Annotated in this window: 17 protein-coding genes and 1 tRNA gene; 8 read left to right on the forward strand and 10 right to left on the reverse strand. The window is 62.8% G+C overall.

The window, feature by feature from the left end; genetic code table 11:
• Positions 1 to 5: 5 nt before the first annotated feature.
• The 5 genes from DV532_RS00855 to DV532_RS00875 all read right to left on the reverse strand — a co-directional run bounded on the left by DV532_RS00855 (position 6) and on the right by DV532_RS00875 (position 5,211).
• Positions 6 to 443 (reverse strand): CBS domain-containing protein, encoded by a 438-nt coding sequence (locus DV532_RS00855; RefSeq protein ID WP_056806073.1) that lies wholly within the window; start codon positions 441 to 443, stop codon positions 6 to 8.
• Positions 444 to 674: 231 nt separating this feature from the next.
• Positions 675 to 2,405 carry a dipeptidase gene (locus DV532_RS00860; RefSeq protein ID WP_056806072.1) on the reverse strand — a complete coding sequence of 577 codons (1,731 nt, stop codon included), beginning with the start codon at positions 2,403 to 2,405 and terminating at the stop codon, positions 675 to 677.
• Positions 2,406 to 2,565: 160 nt separating this feature from the next.
• A tRNA-Arg gene (locus tag DV532_RS00865) sits at positions 2,566 to 2,642 on the reverse strand.
• Positions 2,643 to 2,746: 104 nt separating this feature from the next.
• The gene (locus tag DV532_RS00870) at positions 2,747 to 3,610 is read right to left on the reverse strand and encodes an ABC transporter ATP-binding protein (protein ID WP_056806071.1); all 864 of its coding nucleotides are present in this window, start codon (positions 3,608 to 3,610) and stop codon (positions 2,747 to 2,749) included.
• A complete protein-coding gene (locus DV532_RS00875) occupies positions 3,607 to 5,211 on the reverse strand; it encodes an ABC transporter permease (RefSeq protein WP_082477168.1) in 1,605 nt (534 codons plus the stop codon). Before DV532_RS00875 ends, DV532_RS00870 begins: the two co-directional genes overlap by 4 nt.
• Positions 5,212 to 5,508: 297 nt before the next feature.
• Here DV532_RS00875 and DV532_RS00880 point away from each other — a divergent pair, with 297 nt between their 5' ends.
• A complete protein-coding gene (locus tag DV532_RS00880) occupies positions 5,509 to 6,546 on the forward strand; it encodes an ABC transporter substrate-binding protein (protein ID WP_056806069.1) in 1,038 nt (345 codons plus the stop codon).
• 38 nt (positions 6,547 to 6,584) lie between these two features.
• A complete protein-coding gene (locus DV532_RS00885) occupies positions 6,585 to 7,490 on the forward strand; it encodes a TauD/TfdA family dioxygenase (protein WP_056806066.1) in 906 nt (301 codons plus the stop codon).
• A gap of 39 nt (positions 7,491 to 7,529) precedes the next feature.
• On the opposite strand, the gene DV532_RS00890 is transcribed toward DV532_RS00885, so the two are convergent.
• On the reverse strand, positions 7,530 to 8,444 hold the full coding sequence (locus DV532_RS00890; protein ID WP_056806062.1) for a LysR family transcriptional regulator: 915 nt from the start codon (positions 8,442 to 8,444) through the stop codon (positions 7,530 to 7,532).
• A gap of 192 nt (positions 8,445 to 8,636) precedes the next feature.
• Between DV532_RS00890 and DV532_RS00895 the strand changes: the two genes are divergently transcribed.
• The 5 genes from DV532_RS00895 to DV532_RS00915 all read left to right on the forward strand — a co-directional run bounded on the left by DV532_RS00895 (position 8,637) and on the right by DV532_RS00915 (position 17,506).
• A complete protein-coding gene (locus DV532_RS00895) occupies positions 8,637 to 10,973 on the forward strand; it encodes a TonB-dependent receptor (protein ID WP_056806058.1) in 2,337 nt (778 codons plus the stop codon).
• 17 nt (positions 10,974 to 10,990) lie between these two features.
• Positions 10,991 to 12,667 carry an aryl-sulfate sulfotransferase gene (locus DV532_RS00900; RefSeq protein ID WP_056806056.1) on the forward strand — a complete coding sequence of 559 codons (1,677 nt, stop codon included), beginning with the start codon at positions 10,991 to 10,993 and terminating at the stop codon, positions 12,665 to 12,667.
• A gap of 538 nt (positions 12,668 to 13,205) precedes the next feature.
• Positions 13,206 to 14,648 carry an NADP-dependent succinate-semialdehyde dehydrogenase gene (gabD, locus tag DV532_RS00905; protein ID WP_056806053.1) on the forward strand — a complete coding sequence of 481 codons (1,443 nt, stop codon included), beginning with the start codon at positions 13,206 to 13,208 and terminating at the stop codon, positions 14,646 to 14,648.
• 182 nt (positions 14,649 to 14,830) lie between these two features.
• On the forward strand, positions 14,831 to 16,108 hold the full coding sequence (gabT, locus tag DV532_RS00910) for a 4-aminobutyrate--2-oxoglutarate transaminase (protein ID WP_056806050.1): 1,278 nt from the start codon (positions 14,831 to 14,833) through the stop codon (positions 16,106 to 16,108).
• Positions 16,109 to 16,246: 138 nt separating this feature from the next.
• Positions 16,247 to 17,506, forward strand: a complete 1,260-nt coding sequence (locus tag DV532_RS00915) for a response regulator (protein ID WP_056806048.1) — start codon at positions 16,247 to 16,249, stop codon at positions 17,504 to 17,506.
• Between the two features lie 29 nt (positions 17,507 to 17,535).
• On the opposite strand, the gene DV532_RS00920 is transcribed toward DV532_RS00915, so the two are convergent.
• On the reverse strand, positions 17,536 to 18,564 hold the full coding sequence (locus DV532_RS00920) for a sensor domain-containing diguanylate cyclase (RefSeq protein ID WP_056806046.1): 1,029 nt from the start codon (positions 18,562 to 18,564) through the stop codon (positions 17,536 to 17,538).
• A 99-nt stretch (positions 18,565 to 18,663) separates the two neighbouring features.
• Entirely contained in the window at positions 18,664 to 19,848 is a 1,185-nt protein-coding gene (desA, locus tag DV532_RS00925) for a delta-9 fatty acid desaturase DesA (protein ID WP_056806043.1), read from the reverse strand.
• A gap of 184 nt (positions 19,849 to 20,032) precedes the next feature.
• Between desA and dibA the strand changes: the two genes are divergently transcribed.
• Positions 20,033 to 21,928, forward strand: coding sequence for a phosphodiesterase DibA (gene dibA, locus DV532_RS00930; RefSeq protein ID WP_056806042.1), 1,896 nt, complete (start codon positions 20,033 to 20,035; stop codon positions 21,926 to 21,928).
• 30 nt (positions 21,929 to 21,958) lie between these two features.
• On the opposite strand, the gene DV532_RS00935 is transcribed toward dibA, so the two are convergent.
• On the reverse strand, positions 21,959 to 22,603 hold the full coding sequence (locus DV532_RS00935; RefSeq protein ID WP_056806040.1) for a methionine ABC transporter permease: 645 nt from the start codon (positions 22,601 to 22,603) through the stop codon (positions 21,959 to 21,961).
• Positions 22,593 to 23,702: a methionine ABC transporter ATP-binding protein gene (locus tag DV532_RS00940; RefSeq protein WP_056806038.1), complete on the reverse strand. Its 1,110-nt coding sequence runs from the start codon at positions 23,700 to 23,702 to the stop codon at positions 22,593 to 22,595. Before DV532_RS00940 ends, DV532_RS00935 begins: the two co-directional genes overlap by 11 nt.
• Position 23,703 lies beyond the last annotated feature (1 nt).

The following is a 23,703-nucleotide window of genomic DNA, read 5'->3' on the forward strand; positions in this document are numbered from 1 at the left end:
GTGCTTCATTCGCCGCGGATGTACTGCTCCAGTTGCAGGATCAGGTGGGCCTGTTCGGCGATGGTTTCCTTGACCAGGTCACCGATCGACAGCAGGCCGAGCAGTTCGCCGTTACTGACCACTGGCAAGTGGCGCAGGTGGCGGTTGGTCATCAGGTTCATGCAGTACTCGAGGTTCTGCTTCGGTTCCACGGTGACCACCGGCGCACTCATGATCTCGCGCACGGGGGTGGCGGCGGACGAACGGCCCTTGAGCACCAGTTTGCGTGCATAGTCCCGTTCACTGACGATCCCCACCACCTGGTTACCCTCGACCACGGGCAGCGCCCCGACGTTTTTCTCTGCCAGCAGCTTCAGTGCGTCGAGTACCGAGTCATCCGGGCCGATGGTGTACACGGTGTGGTGCTGGGACTTGGTCTTGAGGATTTGTTCGACGGTCTTCATACGGGCCTCTGCGGGTGGAAAAAAGCGATGTCTCGGAGTAAATAAAGCATCCGGCACGACGCTCTGCACGGCAATGCAGGAAACGGCATCGAGTCGATTGAAAAACGTCATGAAGGGGGGTTGCCTGGCCTCTTCGCGGGCTTGCCCGCTCTCACAGGAATTACACAGCCATCAAAGCCGGTGCGACACCTGTGGGAGTGGGCGTGCCCGCGAAAAGGCGGGTACAGCCAATCAGAGTTCAGGCATTTGCCCGACCCGTGCCACCATCTCGCTCACTACCTGCAGGTCCAGCATGAACTGCTCCACGGTCTTGAACTCGTTGTCGTTGTGCCCGGTGTATTTCACGTCCGGCATGGCCAGGCCGAACTGCACGCCGTTGGGCAGGTCGTGCACCGAGGTAGCACCCGCCGAGGTACCGAACTCGTGCTTCATACCCAGGTTCTCGCTAGCCACGGCCAGCAGGGCCTTGACCCATTCGCCCTCGGGGTTGCGGTACATCGGCTCGTCCAAGCTGTAGTCGAAGGCTACCGAGGTGTGGCTGTGCTGGGTCCATTTGCCCAGTTTGTCGGCCAGTTCGTCCTTGATCGTGGCGATTGCCTTGCCTTTGGGAATGCGCAGGTTCACCGCCAGCTTCAGGCCCTTGTCATCCACCCCGACAAAAGTCAGCGACGCCGTCAGTGGGCCCATAAACGGGTCCTTGAAGGCCACGCCCAGCTTGTTGCCCAGGTAGTCCAGGCCCCAGTTGTCGGCAGCGTAGCGGGCGGCATCGGTGAAGTGGTTGTGCTTGAGCGGCACCTGCTGCCCCAGGCCGTTGATGAAGCCGAGCATGCGCGCCACCGGGTTGACCCCGGACTCCGGCTCCGAAGAGTGGGCCGACACGCCCGTCACGGTGAGCAACACCTGCTTGCCGTCAGCCTTGGCATCGATGCTGAAATCGCCGCCGTTGCGCTTCACGTACTCGGTACCGGCTTTTTGCAGCTGCGCGGCCAACTTTGCCGGGTTGTCGGTGGTCAGGGTCGCGACCGAAGTGGTGGGGATCTGGTTGGTGGCCAGGCCGCCGGTCAGGTTGACGATCTCTGCACCCTTGCCAGTGGCCGTGCGCTTGCTGAAGCTAGCCATGACCGTGCCATAGCCTTTCTCGGCGATAACCACCGGGTAGCCGCCATCCAGGGCCAGATTGTAGTCGGGCGTGGGGTTGCGCTCGAAGTAGTAAGGGATGGCATCGCCGCTGGTTTCTTCGGTGGTGTCGATCAGCAGTTTGAACTGCCGGGCGAGCGGCAGGTTTTCGTCCTTGGCCACTTTTAGCGCGTACATCGCTACGACAATGCCGTTCTTGTCGTCTTCGGTGCCGCGGCCGTACATGCGGTCGCCAACCAGGGTGACCTTGAACGGGTCCAGGCGCGTGCCATCGGCCAGCTTCCAGTTATCCGGGTTGACCGGCACCACGTCGGCGTGAGCATGCAGGCCGATCACTTGCTTGCCGCTGCCCAGTGAAATTTCGTACACCCGGTTGTCGATGTTACGGAAAGCCAGGCCGAAGCTATCCGCTAGCGCCTTGATCTTGTCAGCGATCTTGAGAAACTCGGGGTTCTCGTGTTGCGGCGTGCCCTCCACGTTGAAGGTGGGGATGGCCACCAGTTCTCGCAGGGTTTCGCTGGCGGCCTTGCCGTACTTGATGCGGGTGTACAGGCCCAGCAGGCGGTTGATCTCGTTCTGCTGCTCGGCGGCCAAGGGCTTGCTGGCCAAGTAGGCATCGAGGGTTGCCGCCAGGTTGTCGACCTTGGCCAGGTCGCTGCCTTTGAGCTTGCCGAGGAACTGCTTGAAGTCGCTTGGGTCGCTGCCGTCGAAGGCTTTGACGATGGCAGCGGACTGCTGCTGGGTGAGGTTGGCCTGGGCCGGCTGGGTGAACAGGCCGATGCTGGCCAGCAGCAGGGTGGTGGCGGTGAGTTTTTTCAGGTGCATGGTTGCGTGCATTCCTTCGCCAGTCATTGTTGTGGGTTACCCGTCAGAAAACGGGAAGACGCCCACGCTAACACCAATGACCCTTGGCACGGGAGTGCCAGAAACGCGACCTGTCGCACAAATGAAAAAGCCCCGGGCGCAGGCCCAGGGCTTTTTGATATGGCGCACTCGGCGGGATTCGAACCCACGACCCCTGCCTTCGGAGGGCAGTACTCTATCCAGCTGAGCTACGAGTGCAACGCGCACGCATAATACCCATCTGCGCCGATGACGTCCATCGCCTTGATCTGTGGCTGTTTTTACCGGTTACACGCGTGGCCCCCTGTAGGCACGGGGCAACTTCACAGCGCGATCAGCTCGGGCCTCAAGCCTTCCACCCGGCGGGCTGGTATCGGCAGGTAACCGCCGTCGCCAGTAATCTGGTGCAGCACCTTTTCGCGCAGGCCGTGCAATGTTACGCCGGTGCGCAAACGTGGGTGCGGCAGGTCGATCTCCACCACCGCCTTGATCCGCCCTGGGCGTGGCTCCAGCACCACCACCCGGTCGGCCAGGTAGGTGGCTTCTTCGGCGTCATGGGTGACTAGCAGCGTGGTGATGCCGGCTCGTTCGCGAATGGCCAGCAGTTCGTCCTGCAGTTGTTGACGGGTCAATGCATCCAGCGCGCCGAAGGGCTCATCCAGCAGCAGAATGCGCGGGCTGGCCACCAGGCCGCGGGCAATCGCCACGCGCTGGGCCATGCCGCCGGATAATTGGTGCGGGTAGGCTGATTCAAAGCCAGTCAAGCCCACCAACTGCACGAATTCATGCACCCGCCGGGCGCGCTCACCCTGGGTCAGCGGTTCGTTGACCAGGCCCAGGGCAATGTTCTGCTCGACGCTAAGCCAGGGGAACAGCCGATGCTCCTGAAAGACTATTCCGCGTTCGCCACCAATGCCACTGACACCGTGGCCGTCGACCCGGATGTTGCCGCTGTAGTCGGTATCAAGCCCCACCAGCAGGCGTAGCAGGGTGGATTTACCACACCCTGAGGCACCGACGATGGCAATGAACTCGCCTTGGTTGATCGATAAGTTGAAGTTGCGAATGGCCTCGAGTGGCTGGCCGTCTACGCTGAACACCTTGCCCACCCCCTCGAAGCTGACCAGGGGTGGGGTGGTATCGGGCTGGTTGGCCGCTTGCAGGTGGGAGGTGTTGAAGGCGTTCATGCGGTTCTCCAGCGCGTGGCGCGCGATTCGAGGCGTTGTCCAAGGGTGCCGAGCAGGGCGCCGACCAGGCCGATCAGGACCATGGCGGCCATGACCTGGTCCATGCGGAACAGTTGCTGGGCGCCGATCATCAGGCTGGCGATGCCGCCGTCCGAAGGCATGAAGTACTCGGCACCGATGGTGCCCAGCCAGGCATAGATCAGCGACAGGCGCAAGCCGGCGAAGATTGCCGGGGCCGCGCCGGGCAATACCAGTAGGCGCAGGCGCTGCCAGAGGTTCAGGCGCAGGGTGCGGGCTGCTTCGCCCAACTGCGGCGACAGGCTGGCAATGCCGCGTTGGGTGGCGATCAGCAGCGGGAAGAACGCGGCCAGGCCGACGAACACCAGCTTGGCCCCTTCTCCTAGGCCGAACCAGGCCGTGAGCAACGGCACCCAGGCAAACAGCGCCACCTGACGCAACGCCGTCAGGCTCGGCCCGAAAAGGCGCTCAGCATTGCTGGACAGCCCCAGCAGCAAACCGGCCAGCAGGCCGGCGCCGCCGCCCAGCAGCAAGCCGCTCAGGGCGCGTTGCAGGCTCAGCAGCAAGGCCTGTGGTAGCGAACCATCGGCCAGGCCCACCAGTAGGGTGCGCAGCACTTCAAGCGGCGAGGTCAGGATATTCGGGTCGACCCAGGCAAAGCTGCTGCTGCCCTGCCATAGCGTCAGCAGCGCCAGAGGCAGCAGCAAGCTTTGCCAGCCGCGTGGCAGCGGCCCGCGCTGCTGTTCGCCAGTGGCAGGTTGCGGCCAGTACAAAAGGCGTTTTTCCAAGGTAGAGAAACCGCGCTCCAGCACGGCACCGACCAGGCCGATCACCAGAATGCACAGCAGCACCAAGTCGAGCATGAACAGCTGTCGCCCCCACACCATCAGGTAGCCGATGCCCTCGCTGGAAGCCAAGAGCTCGACCGCCAGCAGCGAAGTCCAGCCGGTGGCCAGGGCCAGGCGCACGCCGGTGAGAAAGGCGGGCAGGGCAGCCGGCAGCAACAAGCGCAGGAACAACAGGTGGCGAGGCAGGCGCAGGGCCGCTGCGGCCTCCCGCAGTTTGGGTTGGGCATCGCGTACACCCACCAGTGTGTGCAAGGTGACGGGAACCACCACGGCTTTTACCAGCACCACTAGCTTGAGCAGTTCGCCGATGCCAAAGAACAGCATGAACAGCGGAATCCAGGCCAGGGTCGGAATTTGTGCCAGTGCCACGAAGGTCGGTAGCACCAGCGTCTGCGCCTGCCGTGAAGCACCCAGCCAAACGCCCAGCAACAACCCGCTGCCAATGCCAACCGCCAGCCCCCAGAGCAGCCTTTGCAGGCTTATCCACAGGTGCCCCCACAGTTCGCCAGAGCCAAACTCCAGCGCGCTCTGCCACACCAACGCCGGCGCCGGCAGGATCTGCTCGCTCATCCAGTGCTGCCGGCTGGCTACCAGCCAAAGCAGCGCAATCGCCCCAGGCAACACCCAAGGTAGAAACCGCTCAGCAGAGTGGACGCGGTCCCTGTGGGAGCGGCCTTGCGCCGCGAATGGGTTGCGTGGCGGCCCCCCCCGATTCCTGCTCAGAATTCCATTCATCGGCCATCTCTCGAAGCGTTGTTAGTTTATTCACTTATGGAATTAAAAAATTCAAAAAGCGACTTTCAAGAGATAAGAGCATGCGTCCCATGCATACGGAAGCCCTTATCCGTTGCGTTTTCCTCATATTTTCCATGCGTTTTCCGCAAGCTCCGCGCGGGCCCGCATGGCGCCTGATTTATGCAATCCAGTTACTAAAAAATGAAGTTTTGATCTTTGTAGGTTCTAACCAGACCTGCCTAGCTTCTGGCCAAAGCGCCGGCCATCGCCGGTGGCAGCCTGCCAAGGAGCCTTGCCATGAAAACCCCGTTGCGCCACCTGATTACCGCCCTTGGGCTGGCCTTTACCCTTAGCGCCCACGCGGCTGAGCCGGCCAAGCCGCAGAGCATTCGCATCGCCGTGCCCGACCTTAGCGCGGGCAGCAAGCCCAGCGCCGGTGGCGTGGTCGATGTGCTGCGGGATCAGCAACTGCTGGAGAAGGAATTCGCCAAGGACGGCATCCGCATCGACTGGCACTTCTTCAAAGGGGCCGGGCCGGTGGTGAACGAGGCGTTGGCCAACGGTCAGGCCGATTTCGCCTACCTCGGCGACCTGGCCGCTATCGTCGGCAAGGCCAATGGCCTGGATACCCGCGTGCTGTCGGCGGGCGTGCGTGGCGTTAAGAGTTACCTGGGCGTGGTGCCCGGTTCTGGCATCAACACCCTGCACGACCTCAAGGGCAAGCGCGTGGCGGTGTTCCGCGGCACCGCCAACCAGCTGTCGTTCGCCAGTGCCCTGGCCAGCCAGGGGCTGACCGAGCGCGAACTGAAGGTGATCAACCTGGACTTCAACGCCGCCAACGCCGCGCTGGCCGCCAAACAGGTCGACGCTACCTGGGGTTTGTCCAACCTGTTGTCGCTGCGTGAACGCGGGCTGGTCGAGCTGCCGGTCAACTCGCGTGACCTGGAAGGCGCCGGCAGCACCCAGGCGGTGTTGCTGGGCACGGGTGAATTCATCCGCCAATACCCCGAGCTGGTCCAGCGCCTGGTCAACGCCCAGCAGCAGGCCAGTGCCTGGCTGCGCGACGAAAACAACCGCGAGGCCTATATCGACCTGGTGGCCAGCAATGCCAACTGGCCGCGCAGCATTCTCAACGACGACCTGGCCAAGGAAAACCTCGACCACTACTTCGATCCCCGCCTGGACGCCGAATTCGTTGCCCAGCTGCAGCAGGGCGTCGACCTGGCTGCCAAGGAGCGCCTGATTCGTCGTGGCTTCCAGGTCGCCGACTGGATCGAGCCTCGCTTCCTCGATGCCGCCCTGCAACAGCAACAGGCCGTGCAGGCCGCCCGCTGAACTCAAACAACCCGACAATGACTGCAAGGACCATAACCATGAGCAATGCCGCCCTGGCCTCCGCGCCACACACTCTCGAACTCGACATTCACCCGGTTGCTGGCCGTATCGGCGCCGAAATACGTGGGGTGCAACTGTCCGCCGACCTCGATGCCGCCACCCTCGACGCCATCCAGGCCGCGCTGGTGAAACACAAGGTGATCTTCTTCCGTGGCCAGGCACACCTGGATGACCAAAGCCAGGAAGCCTTCGCCAAGTTACTCGGCGAACCGGTCGCCCACCCCACCGTGCCGGTGGTCGACGGCACCAGCTACCTGCTACAGCTCGATGGCGCCGAAGGCCAGCGGGCCAACTCGTGGCACACCGATGTCACCTTCGTCGATGCCTACCCCAAGGCCTCGATCCTGCGCAGCGTGGTGGCGCCGGCCTCGGGTGGCGATACGGTGTGGGCCAACACTGCGGCGGCCTACCAGGAGCTGCCCGAGCCGCTGCGTGAGCTGGCCGATAAGTTGTGGGCGATACACAGCAATGAATATGACTATGCCAGCCTCAAGCCCGACGTGGAGCCGGCCAAGCTGGAGCGCTATCGCAAGGTGTTCACCTCCACCGTCTATGAGACCGAGCACCCGGTGGTACGGGTGCACCCGATCAGCGGCGAGCGGGTGTTGCAGCTGGGGCATTTCGTGAAGCGCATCAAGGGCTATTCGCTGGCTGATTCGCAGCACTTGTTCGCGGTGTTGCAGGGGCATGTGACGCGCCTGGAGAACACTGTACGCTGGCGCTGGCAGGCGGGGGATGTGGCGATCTGGGATAACCGCGCGACGCAGCATTACGCGGTGGATGACTATGGCACCCAGCCGCGCGTGGTGCGGCGGGTGACCTTGGCGGGCGAGGTGCCGGTTGGGGTGGATGGGCAGTTGAGCCGGACTACGCGTAAGGGCTGATATTGCCGGGGCCGCTTTGCGGCCCTTTCGCCGGCAAGCCTAAACCTCGGTATCACAGGCAATCAATTGCCTGACCAGCCCCTGGGCCAGCGGCGACAAGCCATACCCCACCCGGCTCACTACCCCGTAACGGGTATAGAACGCCTCTTCCTGTTCCGCCGTAAGGTCCGCCAACTGCAACGCCACTAATCCCCCATCACGCTGATATGGCCGCAAATTGGCATTGCAGGCAATGCCGATGGTGTCCGAATGCATCACCACGTTCAGCAGTGCGTAGCCGTGCTCGCACTCTACCGACGGCAGAAAGTCCTGCCGCCCGCTAAGGTCGCTGAGGATCTTGCGAATGTTCGGCGGGCGCAAAGTGGTCGCCAGCGGGTAATCGAACACATCCCGCGCCTGCACTTCGGCCTGTGCAGTCAGTGGATGCCCAGCGCGGCAGCAGAAGTGCCAGCGTTGCGCCGCCAGTTTGTGTACGCGGTAATCCGGGTCGGATTCGAACTGGCGAGTATCGGCGACGAAGAACTCGATCTCCTCGGCTATCAGCTTGCGGTTCAGCGCCTGCCAGTTATCTACCTGGAAGCAGGTACGCGCGGCTGGGTATTCGGCCACGAAGCGCGCCACGGCCCGTGGCACCAAGCCCCCGGCTGGCGCCGGGCCGGAGCCAAAGCGCACTACACCGGTGGTGGCGCCGTTGAATTGATGAATCTCGTTGACCAGGTTGTGTGCCCCATGCACCAACCGCCGCGAGTGCTCAAGCACCAGCAAGCCCTGGCGGGTCGGCGCCAGCTCCTTGCTGGCGCGGTCTACCAGGCGGCAGCCGACGTTGTGCTCCAGCGTCTGGATGCTGCGGCTGAAAGCCGATTGCGACAGGTTCACCGCCGCCGCCGCTGCGACAAAGCTGCGGTGTTCAACAAGGGCAATGTAGTGGCGCAACTGGCGCAGATCGATATGCATTTTTTACATTAAAACCTTCGGCCAAATGCAATTGCTGACAAGGGTGAGTCCCCTTATAAAGGGAGTCACTTATTCCACAAAATATGAATTACAAATATTTATATCTCTTAAAAGAATATAAGCCCATCTGACCGCGATTCGGTTCCGCCAACGGAAATGCTCGCCAGGGCCCATGCCTCAAGGAGCATTTGCATGTCCGGACTTTCCCGTTGGCCTGCGCGCGCGTCGCGTTTCACCTTGCAACCCTTGGCCGCCGGCGTATTGCTGGCAGCGTCCGGCGCCAGCTTCGCCGAAGAGCCGGCTAGTGCCACCCCGGCGGTGGAGCAGGAAGCCAAGCTTGGCACTGTCACGGTCAATGCCCGCCGCCGTGAAGAAACCGCGCAAAGCGTGCCCACACCGATCAGCGTGCTCGACAGTGAAACCCTGGAAAGCCAACGCATCTACCGCGTACAGGATTTGCAACAGCTGGTGCCCAGCACCAACGTCGCCTATGTGCATGCCCGCCAGTCGAGCATCTCGATCCGCGGCCTGGGCAACAACCCAGCCAGCGATGGCCTGGAAGGCAGCGTCGGCATCTACCTGGACAACGTCTACCTCGGCCGCCCCGGCATGGCAGTGTTCGACCTGCTGGACGTGGAGCAGCTGGAAGTACTGCGCGGTCCGCAAGGCACGCTGTTCGGCAAGAACACCACTGCTGGCGTGCTCAACATCAGCACGCGCAAACCCACCTTTCACCGCGAGGGCAGCATCCAGCAATCGATTGGCGAAGACGGCTACCTGCAGACCCAAGGCAGCTTCTCGGGGCCGATCAGCGAGACTCTGGCCGGGCGCATCAGTGCCTACCGCACGCAGGACGACGGCTATGTGAAGAACATTCATAACGGCGACGACCTCAACGGCGGCAAGCGCCAGGGCTTTCGCACCCAGCTGCTGTTCAAGCCGAGCGAAACCTTCAACCTGCGCTGGATCGGCGAATACAACGAAGAGGACTCCGACAACGGCATCCTCAGCCTGTACAGCACCGGGCCAACCATCAATGGCGTCAACCGCTACGAAAGCCTGGCCGCCCAGGCGGGTGCGACACTGGTGTCGGGCAAGGACCGTAAGGTCAACTTCGACGCCGACCAGCAGGTGACGGTGTTTCAGGGCGGTACCTCGGTGGAGGCCAACTGGACCTTGCCCAACGACTTCACCCTGACCTCGATCACCGCCTACCGCTGGTGGGACTTTACCCCGCGTAACGACGACGGCCTCAACGTGCCAGTGTTCTACAGCGCTGGGGTGTCGGTGCGCGACAAGCAGTATTCCCAGGAAATTCGCCTGGCCTCGCCCACCGGCGGTGCCTTCGACTACGTGTTGGGCGCCTATTACTTCAAGCAAGACCTGGACAACAAATCCTTCACTTACTACGGGCCGCAGGCCGACATCTGGAACCTCACCCCGGCCGGTGCCCTGGCCAACGTCGACACCATCGGCAACGGCCACATCGATACCGACAGTTACGCGCTGTTCGCCCAGAGCACTTGGCACATCACCGACCGCCTGGACTTCACCGCCGGTATCCGCGGCACCTACGAAGAGAAGAGCGCCTGGGTAACCCGCGATGCACCAACCGGCGGCGCAGCTGTGGCCGGGGCCGCTGCCGCTGCGCACCAGGGCCGGGTAGGCGCCTACGACTCGGGCGACCTTAACCAGTACAGCTTCAGCCCCTCCGGGCTACTGGGCCTGAGCTACCGCTTCAACGAGCAACTGCTGGGCTACGCCACCCTGACCCATGGCGAGAAGTCTGGCGGTATCAACCTTACCGTCGGCGCAGCGCCACGGCTGGGCACCGACTCGCTGCTAGTCGGTACCGAACGGGTCAATAACGCCGAAATCGGCTTGAAAAGCACGCTGCTCGACAACCGCCTGCAACTCAACGCCAACCTGTTCTGGGCGCAGGTGCACGGCTACCAGGCCAATGTCTACGACCAGATCAACCGCGTGCAGTACCTGGCCAACGCCGGCAGCGTGCGCTCGCGTGGCCTGGAGTTCGAGGCCACGGCGCTGCCGGTCCGCGGCCTTACGGTCAATTTCAACGGTTCGTGGAACGACGTGCGTTACACCGAGTACGACGACGCACCCTGCCCGCCAGAGGTGAGCTTGGCCAATGCCACGGCCACCTGCGACCTGTCCGGCCACCAAGTGGTTGGCGCCTCCAAGTACATCGCCAACCTCAACACCCAGTACAAATGGCAGGCGAGCGAACACATCGAACCCTACGTCACTGCCAGTTACGCCTTCCGCTCGAAGGCGGTAGGCACCATCGACGATTCCGATTTCGGCCAAATACCCAGCTACGCGTTGGTCAACCTTTCCGCCGGTGTGCGCCTGGACCAGGGCGATGGCGTGGTCGACCTGTCGCTGTGGGTGAAAAACGCTGGCGACAAAACCTACTTCACCAGCCTGTGGAACTCCGCCAATGGTGGTTATGCCGGCGTGCTCGGTACCCCGCGCACCTTCGGCGCCACCGCCCGTTACGATTTCTGAGCACAAGGAGCTTTGCCATGAATGCCAAGACCGAAACCCCCGCCTTGCCAGAAGGCGCCTGCCTCACCGCCAAGGTCCCCGCGCGTGACGAGGCGCTGCTCGGCGATGTGGTGGTCAACCCGTACCGCCTGGCGCCGCTGACCGCGATCATCCGCGACGGCGGGCGCAGCCTGAGTGCCGCCCATGTGCGCGTACTGGGGCGTGGCGAGCGGGGTGTAGACATTGCCTACGAGGTGTCCGACCGTTCGTTGTGGACCTACGGCGGCATCCCGGTATTCGGCCTGTACCCGGACCACGTCAACCAGGTGGAAGTGACCTACAAGCTCGACGGCGAACGCGTTCGCGAGCAATACCAGATCTACGCACCGGCCGTGCGCCTGCCGGTGGTGGCGAAGCAGACCGCTGCGCTACCGGAAGTGCAGCCGATCAAAGTGGCCGCAGGTTTTGAGAAGCGCCTGTACCTGTTCAACCACCTGCTCGGTGACATCCCTGGCGGGCGCGCGCTCAAGTGGAACGCCTTGGGGGGGGCGGCGGAATGGGACCAGGTGGGCAACAACTGGATCGCTGACAGCAACGGTGACGTGCGTTGGTACCTGGACATCGAGCAGATCCACGACTCCAACCGCCGCGACGGCTTGGGCGGCACCATGGGCTTCCAGCAAACCCGCGACGGCAAGCTGATCTGGGGCCAGGGCCAAACGTATTCCAAGTACGACCTGCTAGGCCGGCGCATCTGGCAGCGCAGCCTGCCCGACAAATTTGCCGATTTCTCCCATGAAATCCGCGAGACTGCCCATGGCACCTACCTGCTGCGGGTGGGCACCAGCGACTATCGTCGGCCCGACGGCAAGCGCGTGCGCTCTATCCGCGACCACATCATCGAGGTCAACGAGGCAGGTGATGTGCTGGACTTCTGGGACCTCAACCAGATCCTCGACCCCTACCGCGGCGACCTGCTGGAAACCCTGGGCAAGGCGGCCATTCAGTTGCCGCAGGGTGTGCACAAGCAGGATGACCGGTTAGCCAACGAACTGGCCGAGGGTGACTTGCCTTTTGGTGACACACCAGGGGTAGGTACCGGGCGGAACTGGGCGCACGTCAATGCCATCGACTACGATGCCGATGACGACAGCATCATCGTTTCAGCACGGCATCAGGGCGTGGTGAAGATCGGTCGCGACAAGCAGGTGAAATGGATTCTCGCCTCGCCTCAAGGCTGGCCACAGCATCTGCGCGAGAAGGTGCTGCAACCGGTCGCTGGCGAAGGCTTCGACTGGTCGTGGACCCAACACACCGCCTGGCTGACCGGCAAAGGCACACTGACCGTGTTCGATAACGGTTGGGGCCGGGACTTTGCGCCCACCAAGCTGGCCGGCAACTACAGCCGGGCAGTGGAATACCGCATCGACGAGGCCAAGGGCACGGTCGAGCAGGTGTGGGAATACGGCAAGGAACGCGGCGACGAGTGGTACAGCCCGGTGACCTCGGTGGTGGCCTACCGCCCGGAGACCGACACCCAGTTCATCTACTCGGCGTCGGTGAACTTCCTGACCCCGGAGAAGCTCACCACTACCGTGCTCAACGAGGTGCGACGCGGGACCCAGGAGGTGCTGGTGGAGCTGAAGGTGCACAGCCGACAGCCGGGCTCGGTCGGCTACCGAGCCCTGGTGATCAACTTGGCCAAGGCGTTCTGATTGGGTCGAGGAAGCATCTCGGTTGCTGGGTACTTGCCACAACATTTTCTTCGCCTGTGAGATCGAGCGCCGCCCGCGCGGCGCTTCGCGGCACAAGGCCGCTCCCACATCTGTTTCGGGCCAATTATTCCTGTGCCAGGTGGGTTGCAGCCTTGGCGCATGGCTTGAGATGGATGAAAAGCAGCAGCGCAACCTTCGCTATCGAGTGGAACAAACAAGGCGCCCAGAGGTGACCCCACAGGCGTGACTGGCCCGAAACAGATGTGGGAGCGGCCTTGTGCCGCGAAGCGCCGCGCGGGCGGCGCTTGATCTCACAGGCGCAAAAGCTCTCATGCCAAGCCCCACCTTTCACATTTCCCTCCGCTCGATCGTCTAACCTGTAGCGACATTTCCGGACGGGCTGTTCAACCATTCGTTCTTTTTTTCGAACAGCCTATTGTCCTACACCCCAGCAGCCGCTTAGCATTCGTTTGAGATTTCAAACGCTCGATGCCCTGCCTTGGGCGCTTTTCTACAATCAACAATTCGGGAAGCCGACATGCAGCTCAAAGACGCTCAGTTGTTCCGCCAGCAAGCCTATATCAATGGTGAGTGGCTGGATGCGGACAACGGCCAGACCATCAAGGTGACCAACCCGGCCACCGGTGAAGTCATCGGTACCGTGCCGAAGATGGGCACCGCGGAAACCCGCCGCGCCATCGAAGCCGCCGACAAGGCCCTGCCGGCCTGGCGTGCACTGACCGCCAAAGAGCGTTCGACCAAGCTGCGTCGTTGGTTCGAACTGATGATCGAGAACCAGGACGACCTGGCTCGCCTGATGACCACCGAGCAAGGCAAGCCGCTGGCCGAAGCCAAGGGCGAAATCGCCTACGCCGCCTCGTTCATCGAGTGGTTCGCCGAAGAAGCCAAGCGCGTCTACGGTGACACCATCCCGGGCCACCAGCCTGACAAGCGCCTGATCGTCATCAAGCAGCCAATCGGCGTTACCGCGGCCATCACCCCGTGGAACTTCCCGGCGGCCATGATCACCCGTAAAGCCGGCCCGGCCCTGGCCGCTGGCTGCACCATGGTGCTCAAGCCAGCTTCGCAGACCCCATACTCCGCCCTGGCCCTGGTCGAGCTGGCGCACCGTGCCGGCATCCCGGCTGGCGTGCTGAGCGTGGTTACCGGCAGCGCTGGCGAAGTTGGCGGCGAACTGACTGGCAACTCCCTGGTACGCAAGCTGTCCTTCACCGGCTCGACCGAAATTGGTCGCCAGCTGATGGAAGAATGCGCCAAGGACATCAAGAAGGTTTCCCTGGAGCTGGGTGGCAACGCCCCGTTCATCGTGTTCGACGACGCCGACCTGGACAAGGCGGTCGAGGGCGCGATCATCTCCAAGTACCGCAACAACGGCCAAACCTGCGTTTGCGCCAACCGTATCTACGTGCAGGACGGTGTTTACGACGCGTTCGCCCAGAAGCTGGCCGCTGCGGTTGCCAAGCTGAAGATCGGTAACGGCCTGGAAGACGGCACCACCACTGGTCCGCTGATCGACGGCAAGGCTGTCGCCAAGGTTCAGGAACACATTGAAGACGCCGTTTCCAAAGGCGCCAAAGTGTTGTCCGGCGGCAAGATCATCGAAGGCAACTTCTTCGAGCCGACCATCCTGGTCGACGTACCGAAGACCGCTGCCGTTGCCAAGGAAGAGACCTTCGGCCCACTGGCGCCGCTGTTCCGCTTCAAAGACGAAGCCGAAGTCATCGCCATGTCCAACGACACCGAGTTCGGCCTGGCTTCGTACTTCTACGCCCGCGACATGAGCCGTGTGTTCCGTGTTGCCGAGGCCCTGGAGTATGGCATGGTGGGTATCAACACCGGCCTGATCTCCAACGAAGTGGCACCGTTCGGTGGCATCAAGGCTTCGGGCCTGGGCCGCGAAGGTTCCAAGTACGGTATCGAGGACTACCTCGAAATCAAATACCTGTGCATCAGCGTCTGATCGCACGGTAAAGGCTTTACCTCTGCCAGCGGGGCGCGAGAGCGACGTCTCGCTGGCCTTTTTTACATTGCAGTACCTGGTGGCCAGGGCGTTTGCGGCAGTCGATCAACGAATACTGTTCGCGAGCACACCCAGCCCCCCCGAATAAAAGCGCCACTCCAACCCGGCGCAATGAGGGCATTATGAGCAAGACCAACGAATCCTTGATGCAACGTCGTGTAGCTGCCGTCCCACGTGGCGTTGGCCAGATCCACCCGATCTTCGTCGATACCGCGAAGAACTCGACCGTGATCGACGTTGAAGGCCGCGAACTGATCGACTTCGCGGGCGGCATCGCAGTACTGAACACCGGCCACCTGCACCCGAAAGTGGTTGCGGCCGTGCAAGAGCAGCTGACCAAGGTCAGCCACACCTGCTTCCAGGTACTGGCTTACGAACCCTACGTAGAGCTGTGCGAAAAGATCAACAAGCTGGTCCCTGGCAACTTCGACAAGAAGACCCTGCTGGTTACCACCGGCTCCGAAGCCGTTGAGAACGCCGTCAAAATCGCCCGTGCTGCTACTGGCCGTGCTGGCGTAATCGCCTTCACCGGCGCTTACCACGGCCGTACCATGATGACCCTGGGCCTGACCGGTAAGGTCGTGCCGTACTCCGCTGGCATGGGCCTGATGCCAGGCGGCATCTTCCGCGCCCTGTTCCCGAACGAACTGCACGGTATCAGCGTTGACGATGCCATCGCTTCGGTCGAGCGCATCTTCAAGAACGATGCTGAGCCTAAAGACATCGCCGCGATCATCCTCGAGCCAGTACAAGGCGAAGGCGGCTTCCTGCCAGCGCCGAAAGAGCTGATGCAGCGCCTGCGCGCCCTGTGCGACCAGCACGGCATCCTGCTGATCGCCGACGAAGTACAAACCGGCGCTGGTCGTACCGGTACCTTCTTCGCCATGGAACAGATGGGCGTTGCGCCTGACCTGACCACCTTCGCCAAGTCCATCGCTGGCGGCTTCCCGCTGGCCGGTGTATGCGGCAAGGCCGAGTACATGGACGCCATCGCCCCAGGCGGCCTGGGCGGTACCTACGCCGGTTCGCCGATCGCTTGCGCCGCGGCCCTGGCCGTAATCGAAGTGTTCGAAGAAGAGAAGCTGCTGGACCGCAGCAAGGCTGTCGGTGAGCGCCTGACCACTGGCCTGCGCGAAATCCAGAAAAAGCACCCAATCATCGGCGACGTCCGTGGTCTGGGCTCGATGATTGCCGTTGAAGTCTTCGAGAAAGGCACTCACACCCCGAACGCTGCCGCTGTTGGCCAAGTAGTTGCCAAGGCACGTGATAAGGGTCTGATCCTGCTGTCTTGCGGTACCTACGGCAACGTCCTGCGTATCCTGGTTCCGCTGACTGCCGAAGACGCGCTGCTGGACAAAGGCCTGGCTATCATCGAAGAGTGCTTCGCTGAAATCGCCTGATGTGACACGCTTCAGAAAAAACCCGCTTCGGCGGGTTTTTTTTGTGCCCAGAAAAGCCCTGTGGCGCTATGGTTGTCGGAGGACTGGCTTTGGAAGCTGCGATGGACTGTGTGTCAGGCTATGCAGGAGTAGTTGGCGATGAACGCTGCACACCCCACCCCACCAAGCGTGCTGATTGTGGAAGGCGACCCATGGGTACGTGACATGCTCAGCGAAATGCTGCTCAGCGTACGCTGTGATGCTCGGGTGCAGGTCTGCGCCGACGGCTCGCAGGCGCTCAGTGCCTTGTCCAGCAAACCCGACCTTATCATCGCTGCCCGCGAGCTGGCCGGTGTCGATGGCCTCGACCTGCTGCGCAAGGTCCGCGCCAAAGGTTCGGGGTTGCCGTTCATCCTCATGAGCAGCCGCAGCGACAGCGCCAGTGTGCGTGAAGCGCTGCCGCTGCACCCCACGGCCTACCTGAGCAAGCCACTGAACCTGGACACCTTGCGCAAGCGCCTGGAAGAGTTGCTGCTGGCCGTTGGCGAAGAGATCGCCTGCCCGGTGCCGGCCTTGCAGGCGGGGGCCAGCCTGCCAGCTTACCTTGAGCAGCGCCGTGCCAGCGCTGATGGCGGGCCGCTTCTGGCTGATGTGCAGGTGGCGATCAAACGCGCACTCGACCCTCATGGCCTGGACCTGAGGGTGCTAGAGGCGGAAGTGCGCAACGATCCGCAGATTACCGCTGTGCTGATCGCGGCAGCCAACAGCGCAGCGCTGCACCGTGAGGCACCGGTGCAAACGTTGCTGCAGGCCCTGAGCAAGCTGGGTAGCACCCAAAGCATGAACCTGATCCTGGGCATGACCCTCAAGCGCAGCGCCCGCCTCAGCGACCCGTTGTTGGCCGAGCATGCGGCCCGCTTCTGGGGCCTTTCGCTGCGGGCGGCCGAGTATGGCCGTACTTTGGCGCGCATGCTCGAGCTGGACGAAGGGCGTTGTTACTGCGCGGGGCTGCTCCATTGCTTGGGCGACCTGGCGGTATTGCGCTGTTTGCAAGAGTGGCGCTTGGCCGGCGGCGAACTGGACGAGGACAAGGTGCAACTGTCGCTCAACGAATTCGCGGCGCCGTTCGGCTCGGCGCTGCGTACGCGTTGGCGGTTACCGCTGACACTGCGCGAGTTGATTGCGGCGATCTACCAGCTCGGCGGCGGGGTGTATTCGCGGGAGATCCTGGCCATGAACCTGGCTGGGCAGTTGTCGCAGCTACCGGCTGAGCAGGGGCTGGAGAAGGTCGCCAGCGGCAAGACCGCACGCTTGCTGAAGCTTGGCCTGCCGGAGCTGAGCCGGTTGCGCAAGGTGGAGAACCCAGAAGGGAAACCACCGCAAGAACCGCCGGTGGCTGAGGCCGAGGTTTCGGGTTGAGATTTTGGGGCTGCGAAGCCCCCCAGGGCTCAGCCCAGGACGATCTGGTTCTTGCCCTGGCGCTTGGCCTGGTACATCGCTGCATCAGCCCGGGCATATAGGCTGTCCAGGGCCACATCCTTGTCGGTCAGCTCGGTCAAGCCCTGGCTCACCGTCACCCCGTACGTCTGCTCTCCATGGCTGAAACTCAGGCGTTGAATCTGCCGCTGCAAGCGCTCGGCAATTTGCTCCGCTACCTGGGCATTACAGCCCGGGAACACCGCGGCAAACTCCTCGCCACCAATGCGCCCGAACAGGTCGCCACGGCGGAGCACCGCCTTGCCACTGTCGGCGATGCGTTGCAGAACCTGGTCGCCTTCTTGATGGCCGTAGCTGTCGTTGATGCGCTTGAAATCGTCGATATCCAGCAGCAGGAAAGCCAGCGGCGTGCCGTCTTCGCGGGCGCTGTCGAAGGCTTGCTGCGCGCATTCGAAGAAGTGCCGGCGGTTGCTGCTCTGGGTCAGCACGTCGGTGGTGGCCAGGCGCTGCAGTTCGCCCTCCAGTTGCTTCTTCTCGGTAATGTCTTCGGCGATGCCGACAATGATGACCCGGTCACCGTCGCGTTGCTGATTGATGTAGCACTTGTCGCTCAGCCAGCGCAGCTGCCCGTCGGCATTGAGAATGCGGTACTCGCGGTCTTCCACCGAGCCCTTGAGCAGCACCTGGGCCAGGCTGCGTTCTGCGTACTCCAGGTCGTCGGGGTAGATGCAGTCGCGCCACTCGTTGTAGTCGGCCAGTACCAGGCTTGCCGGGCGGCCGAAGATGCGCTCGTAGGCGGGGCTGACGTAAAGCACCTGGCGGGTTTCCCAGTCAAAGGCCCACAGCACGGCATTGACGCTGTCGAGCAGCGAACTGAACAGCTGCTCACGCTCGCTCAGGCGGGCGACCTCGCCTTGGGCGTGGAGCAGGGCAAGCAAGGTTTGCGCAGCCTCGGGAGGGGGTGTGCCGGGCAGGGTTGTTGGAATGTTCTTGGCCATGTGCACGAAGCGGGTCTCGACGTGAAAGCGTGCGGCCAGCATCCGGCCCGCCACGCGGGCGATGTGCCGGCTTTGAGTGGGGGCGAAGGGGTGAAGTTCCGGGCGGCACGCCCTGCAATGGGGCGTGCCGATCAACGGCGGTCAGGCGCCGGTCGGGCGCAGGGAGTAGGTTTTGAGTTGCGCCGCGAAATCGCGCAGGGCTTGGATGCCGCTGGTTTCGGCTTCGTGTACCCAGTCCTTCATGGCGGCCAGCATGTCATGGCCGTTGGCGCTGGTGCGCGCCCAAATCTGCTGCAGGGCCAGGCGTTTTTCGTAGATGGTCTTCAGCGCCTGGCTGTGGGCGAGCATCGACTCGATGCGCACATGGTGGCGGTCTTCCAGCAGGCTGGTCTCGCGCGATAGCAGGCGCTTGGCGCGGCGGAAGTGGTGGCGGACCGAGGCATCGACCCGGGCCAGCTCTTGCTTGACCAGGGGGCCAATCACCAGCTTGCGGTACTGGGCCATGATCTGGAAGCGGTTGTTGAGAATGGCCATGGCCGTATCCATGTCCAGGCTGCCTTTGCCTTCGACCCGGTGGGCAATTGGCGCCACGCGCTGCACCTTGGCCAGGCGCAGCAGGCAGAACAGGCGGATCCACGCCCAACCCATGTCGAACTCCCAGCGCTTGACCGACAGCTTGGCCGAGTTGGGGTAGGTGTGGTGGTTGTTGTGCAGTTCTTCGCCACCGATGATGATGCCCCAGGGCACCAGGTTGGTGGCGGCATCGCGGCACTCGAAGTTGCGGTAGCCGACGGCGTGGCCCAGGCCATTGACCACCCCGGCGGCCCAGAACGGAATCCACATCATCTGCACCGCCCAAATGGTGATGCCGAGGGTGCCGAACAGCAGCAGGTCAAGCACCGCCATCAGTGCGATGCCGCCCAGCTTGTAGCGCGAGTAGAGGTTGCGCTCGACCCAGTCGTCCGGGCAGTTCTTGCCGTAGATGCGTAGGGTTTCGGCGTTGCGCGCCTCTTCCCGGTACAGCTCGGCACCTTTACGCAGCACCGTGCCCAGGCCCTTGTACACTGGGCTATGCGGGTCGTCGGGCGTTTCGCATTTGGCGTGGTGCTTGCGGTGGACGGCGGTCCATTCGCGGGTGTTCTGCGCCGTGGTCAGCCACAGCCAGAAACGGAAGAAGTGCTTGAGCGCGCCATTGAGCTCCAGGGCTCGGTGCGCGGAGTAGCGGTGCAGGTAGACCGTGACGCTGACAATGGTCACGTGGGTCATCAGCAGTGTGATGCCGACCAGTTGCCAGGCCGACAAGTCGAGCAGGCCGTTGTACCACATAGGTTTAAATACCCTCGGAATGCAGGGGGAAGGGCTGATTATCCCTTGGCAGGGAAATAAAACCAGTCAAAGCTGGCAACTCGATATGTCGGTGGCGCTCGATCTCGAAACCACCACAAATCGCACCTTGAGCAGCAGAACCTTTATAATCGCCCCTCCTTTCTTGTGGGCTATCGCATCCGACATGTCTGTTTCCGTTCGCGACGCCTTGCGCATGGCTGCGCTATATGTGGTGCTCTCGATCCTCTGCCTGACGCTGGCAGAGGTGGTGCTGCACGGCATGACCGACGACCCCTTGGCCCTGACTGTGGGGCGGCAGATCAATGTGGTGGTCTGGTTGCTGTTCAGTGGCTTGCTGATTTATGTGTCGCGGGTCCGGTTGCTCAACTTCATCGGCCATGGCGCCCGCTTGCGCTGCGAAGACCGGGAACGGCTGCGCATGGCTGCAGCAGTATTCGACAGCACCCTGGAAGGCGTGCTGGTAACTGACCGCCAAGGCCTGATCGTGCACGTCAACCGAGCCTTCATGCGCATTACCGGCTACCAGCAGGACGAGGTCATCGGCCACCGCCCGAACAAGTTCAAGTCGGGCCGCCATGGCCTGGAGTTCTACCAGCAGATATTCGCCACCCTGGCGGAAAAGGGCGAATGGAGCGGCGAAATCTGGAACCGGCGCAAGAGCGGTGAAATCTACCCGCAGTGGCAGACCATTTGCGCCATCCACGACGACGAAGGCGAACTCAGCCATTACGTGGCGGTGTTCAGCGACATCAGTGCGATCAAACATACTGAACAGGAACTGGCCTACCTGGCCCACCATGACCCACTGACTGGGTTGCCCAACCGCCTGCTGTTCACCGACCGAGTGACCCAGGCCTTGGCCACCGCCCAGGCCAACAAGCGTGGTTGTGCCCTACTGCTGTTGGACCTAGACCACTTTCAGAGCATCAACGACGGCCTTGGCCACACCATCGGCGACCAGTTGCTGAAGCAGGCGGGCGAGCGCCTGGCTGAGGTGCTGGGCCCTGGCGTGACGCTGGCGCGTCTTGGCGGTGATGAATTCGGCGTGTTGGCGGAGAACTGCCAGCAGGTCGGCCAGGCGGGCAAGCTGGCGCAGAGCATCATCGAACGTATACGCCAGCCGTTCCTGTTCGATGGCCATCGTCTGTTCATCAGTGTCAGCGCGGGCATCAGCCTGTTCCCCAGCGACGCCTTGAGCACCGAGCAGTTGTTGCGCAATGCCGATTCGGCTTTGTACAAAGCCAAGAGCAGCGGTCGGGCTTGCTATGCGCTGTACACCGAAGAGTTGACCGCCCACGCCCAGCACCGGGTCGAAACCGCCGGCGAACTGCGCCGGGCGCTCGAGCAGGACGAATTGCGGGTGTTTTATCAGCCGGTGCACGACCTGGCGACTGGCCGTCAGGTCGGGGTCGAGACCCTGGTGCGCTGGCAGCACCCTCAGCGCGGGCTGGTGCCGCCGGGCGAGTTCATCCCGATTGCCGAGCGCACCGGGCTGATTGCCGAAATCGACGCCTGGGTGCTGCGCCAGGCCTGCCAGCAAATGGTGCATTGGCAAGCTGAAGGCCGGCCATTGGCATTCGTGGCCGTGAATATCTCAAGCCGCTTGTTTGGCCAGCACGAGTTGTACCAGCAGGTGGCCGAGGTGCTGCACGACACCGGCCTGGATTCGACTTTGCTGGAGTTGGAAGTGACCGAGAGCGCAGTCATGGAAGACCCGGAAGTGGCGCTGGAGCAGCTGCATCGCCTGCGTGAGTTGGGCGTGACCTTGGCCATCGATGACTTTGGTACCGGGTATTCCTCGTTGCTGCGGCTAAAGCGCCTGCCGGTGCAGAAGCTGAAAATCGACCAGGGCTTTGTCGCCGGCTTGCCGCTTGATGAGGACGATATTGCGATTGTGCGGGTGATCATCGCCCTGGCCCGCAGCATGGGCATGCAGGTACATGCCGAAGGTATCGAGCAGGCGGAGCAGGCCAGCTTCCTGTTGCAGGAGCAGTGCCAGCTGGGGCAGGGCTACTGGTTTGGGCGGCCGGTGCCGGCTGGGGAGTTGCACTGGGGTTGAGATTGCCGAGGCCGCTTTGCGGCCCCCGATCTAGCGTTTGTTCAACCCCTTCGCCAACCGGTCCCCACCCAGCTGAATCACCGCCACCAACGCCACCAACATGGCGATCACGGTCAGCATGATCTGGCTGTCGAAGCGCTGGTAGCCATAGCGGTAGGCGATATCCCCCAAGCCCCCGGCACCAATCGCCCCAGCCATGGCCGAGGAGTTGATCAAGGTTACCAGGGTAATGGTGAACCCGCCCACGATCCCCGGTAGCGCCTCGGGCAGCAGTACGTGCCAAACGATGTGCCAGCGCCGGCAGCCCATGGCCTGTGCAGCCTCTACCAAGCCGTGGTCGACTTCGCGGAGGCTGACCTCGGCAATTCGCGCGAAGAACGGTGTGGCGGCGATGGTCAACGGCACCACCGCCGCCCACACGCCGTAGGTGGTGCCTACCACCAGGCGGGTGAAGGGGATCAGCGCGACCATCAAGATCAGGAACGGGATCGAACGGAACAGGTTGACCAAGGCGCCCAGCACCCGGTTCAGCAGGGGCGCCTCGAATATCCCGCCCTTGTCACTGGTAACCAACAGCACCGCCATCGGTACCCCCACCAGCAGCGCGACCAGCGATGACACGCCGACCATCAGCAGGGTATCGAGCAAGCCTTCCAACAGGCGATCAAACCACATGGCCCAATACCTCCACGTCCTCGGCCCAGCGGCGGGCACGTTCAAGCAATTGGTGGGTGTCGTGCGGCGAGTGCTGCACCGACAGGATCAACCGTCCCAGGGCATGCTCACCAATGGTTTCCACACCGCCCTGCAATAGGCGCACGCGCCCGCCCAGGTCGTTGAACAGGGCCGATAGCTCCGGTTCGCCGAGCAGGGTCAGCTTCAGCACCACGGCACTGTCGCGGCCCGCTGGGCCTGCCCGCAGGCTGGCTTGCAGTGCAGCAGGCAACTTGGCTTGCAATGGCGCGAGCAGGGTACGGGTGACCTCGTGGCGCGGTGTGCCGAATACCCGCCAGACCTCGCCCTGCTCAACCACAGCACCGCGCTCCAGCACCACCACCCGATGGCAGATATCGCGGATCACTGCCATCTCGTGGGTGATCAGCACGATGGTCAGGCCCAGGCGCTGGTTGATGTCGCGCAGCAGTTCCAGGATTGAAGCGGTGGTTTCCGGGTCCAGTGCCGAGGTGGCCTCGTCGCACAGCAGGATCTCGGGGTCGTGCACCAGTGCCCGAGCAATGCCCACCCGTTGCTTTTGCCCGCCCGACAACTGCGCCGGGTACACCTTGTGCTTTTCCTGCAGGCCGACCAGCTCCAGCAGTTCACGCACCTTGCGCTGGCGTTCGGCCTTGGCGACGCCGGCCACCTTCAAGGGCAGCTCGACGTTTTCCCACACGGTCTTGGCCGACATCAGGTTGAAATGCTGGAAGATCATGCCGATGCGCCGGCGCAGGGCTACCAGGTGGTCCTCGTCGAACGGCGCAATGTCCACCTGATCGACCAGCACCCGGCCCTGGCTGGGTCGTTCCAGGCGGTTGATGGTGCGCAGCAGCGATGACTTGCCGGCACCGCTGCGGCCAATGATGCCGAAGATTTCGCCATGGCGGATATTCAGGTCGATGCCTTGCAAGGCTGGTTGCACCTGGCCCGGGTAGGTCTTGCCCAGGCCGATGAAGCGCACGTGGGCTTGATTGGCCTCTGGGCGCAGGGCGTGCTCCCTGGCCGTTGGCGGCAGTGGTTGTGGGGTGGGCGCCCTGAGCGCGCTGGCCTGGCTCATG

The sequence above is a fragment of the Pseudomonas sp. Leaf58 genome (assembly GCF_003627215.1).
GTDB lineage: Bacteria > Pseudomonadota > Gammaproteobacteria > Pseudomonadales > Pseudomonadaceae > Aquipseudomonas.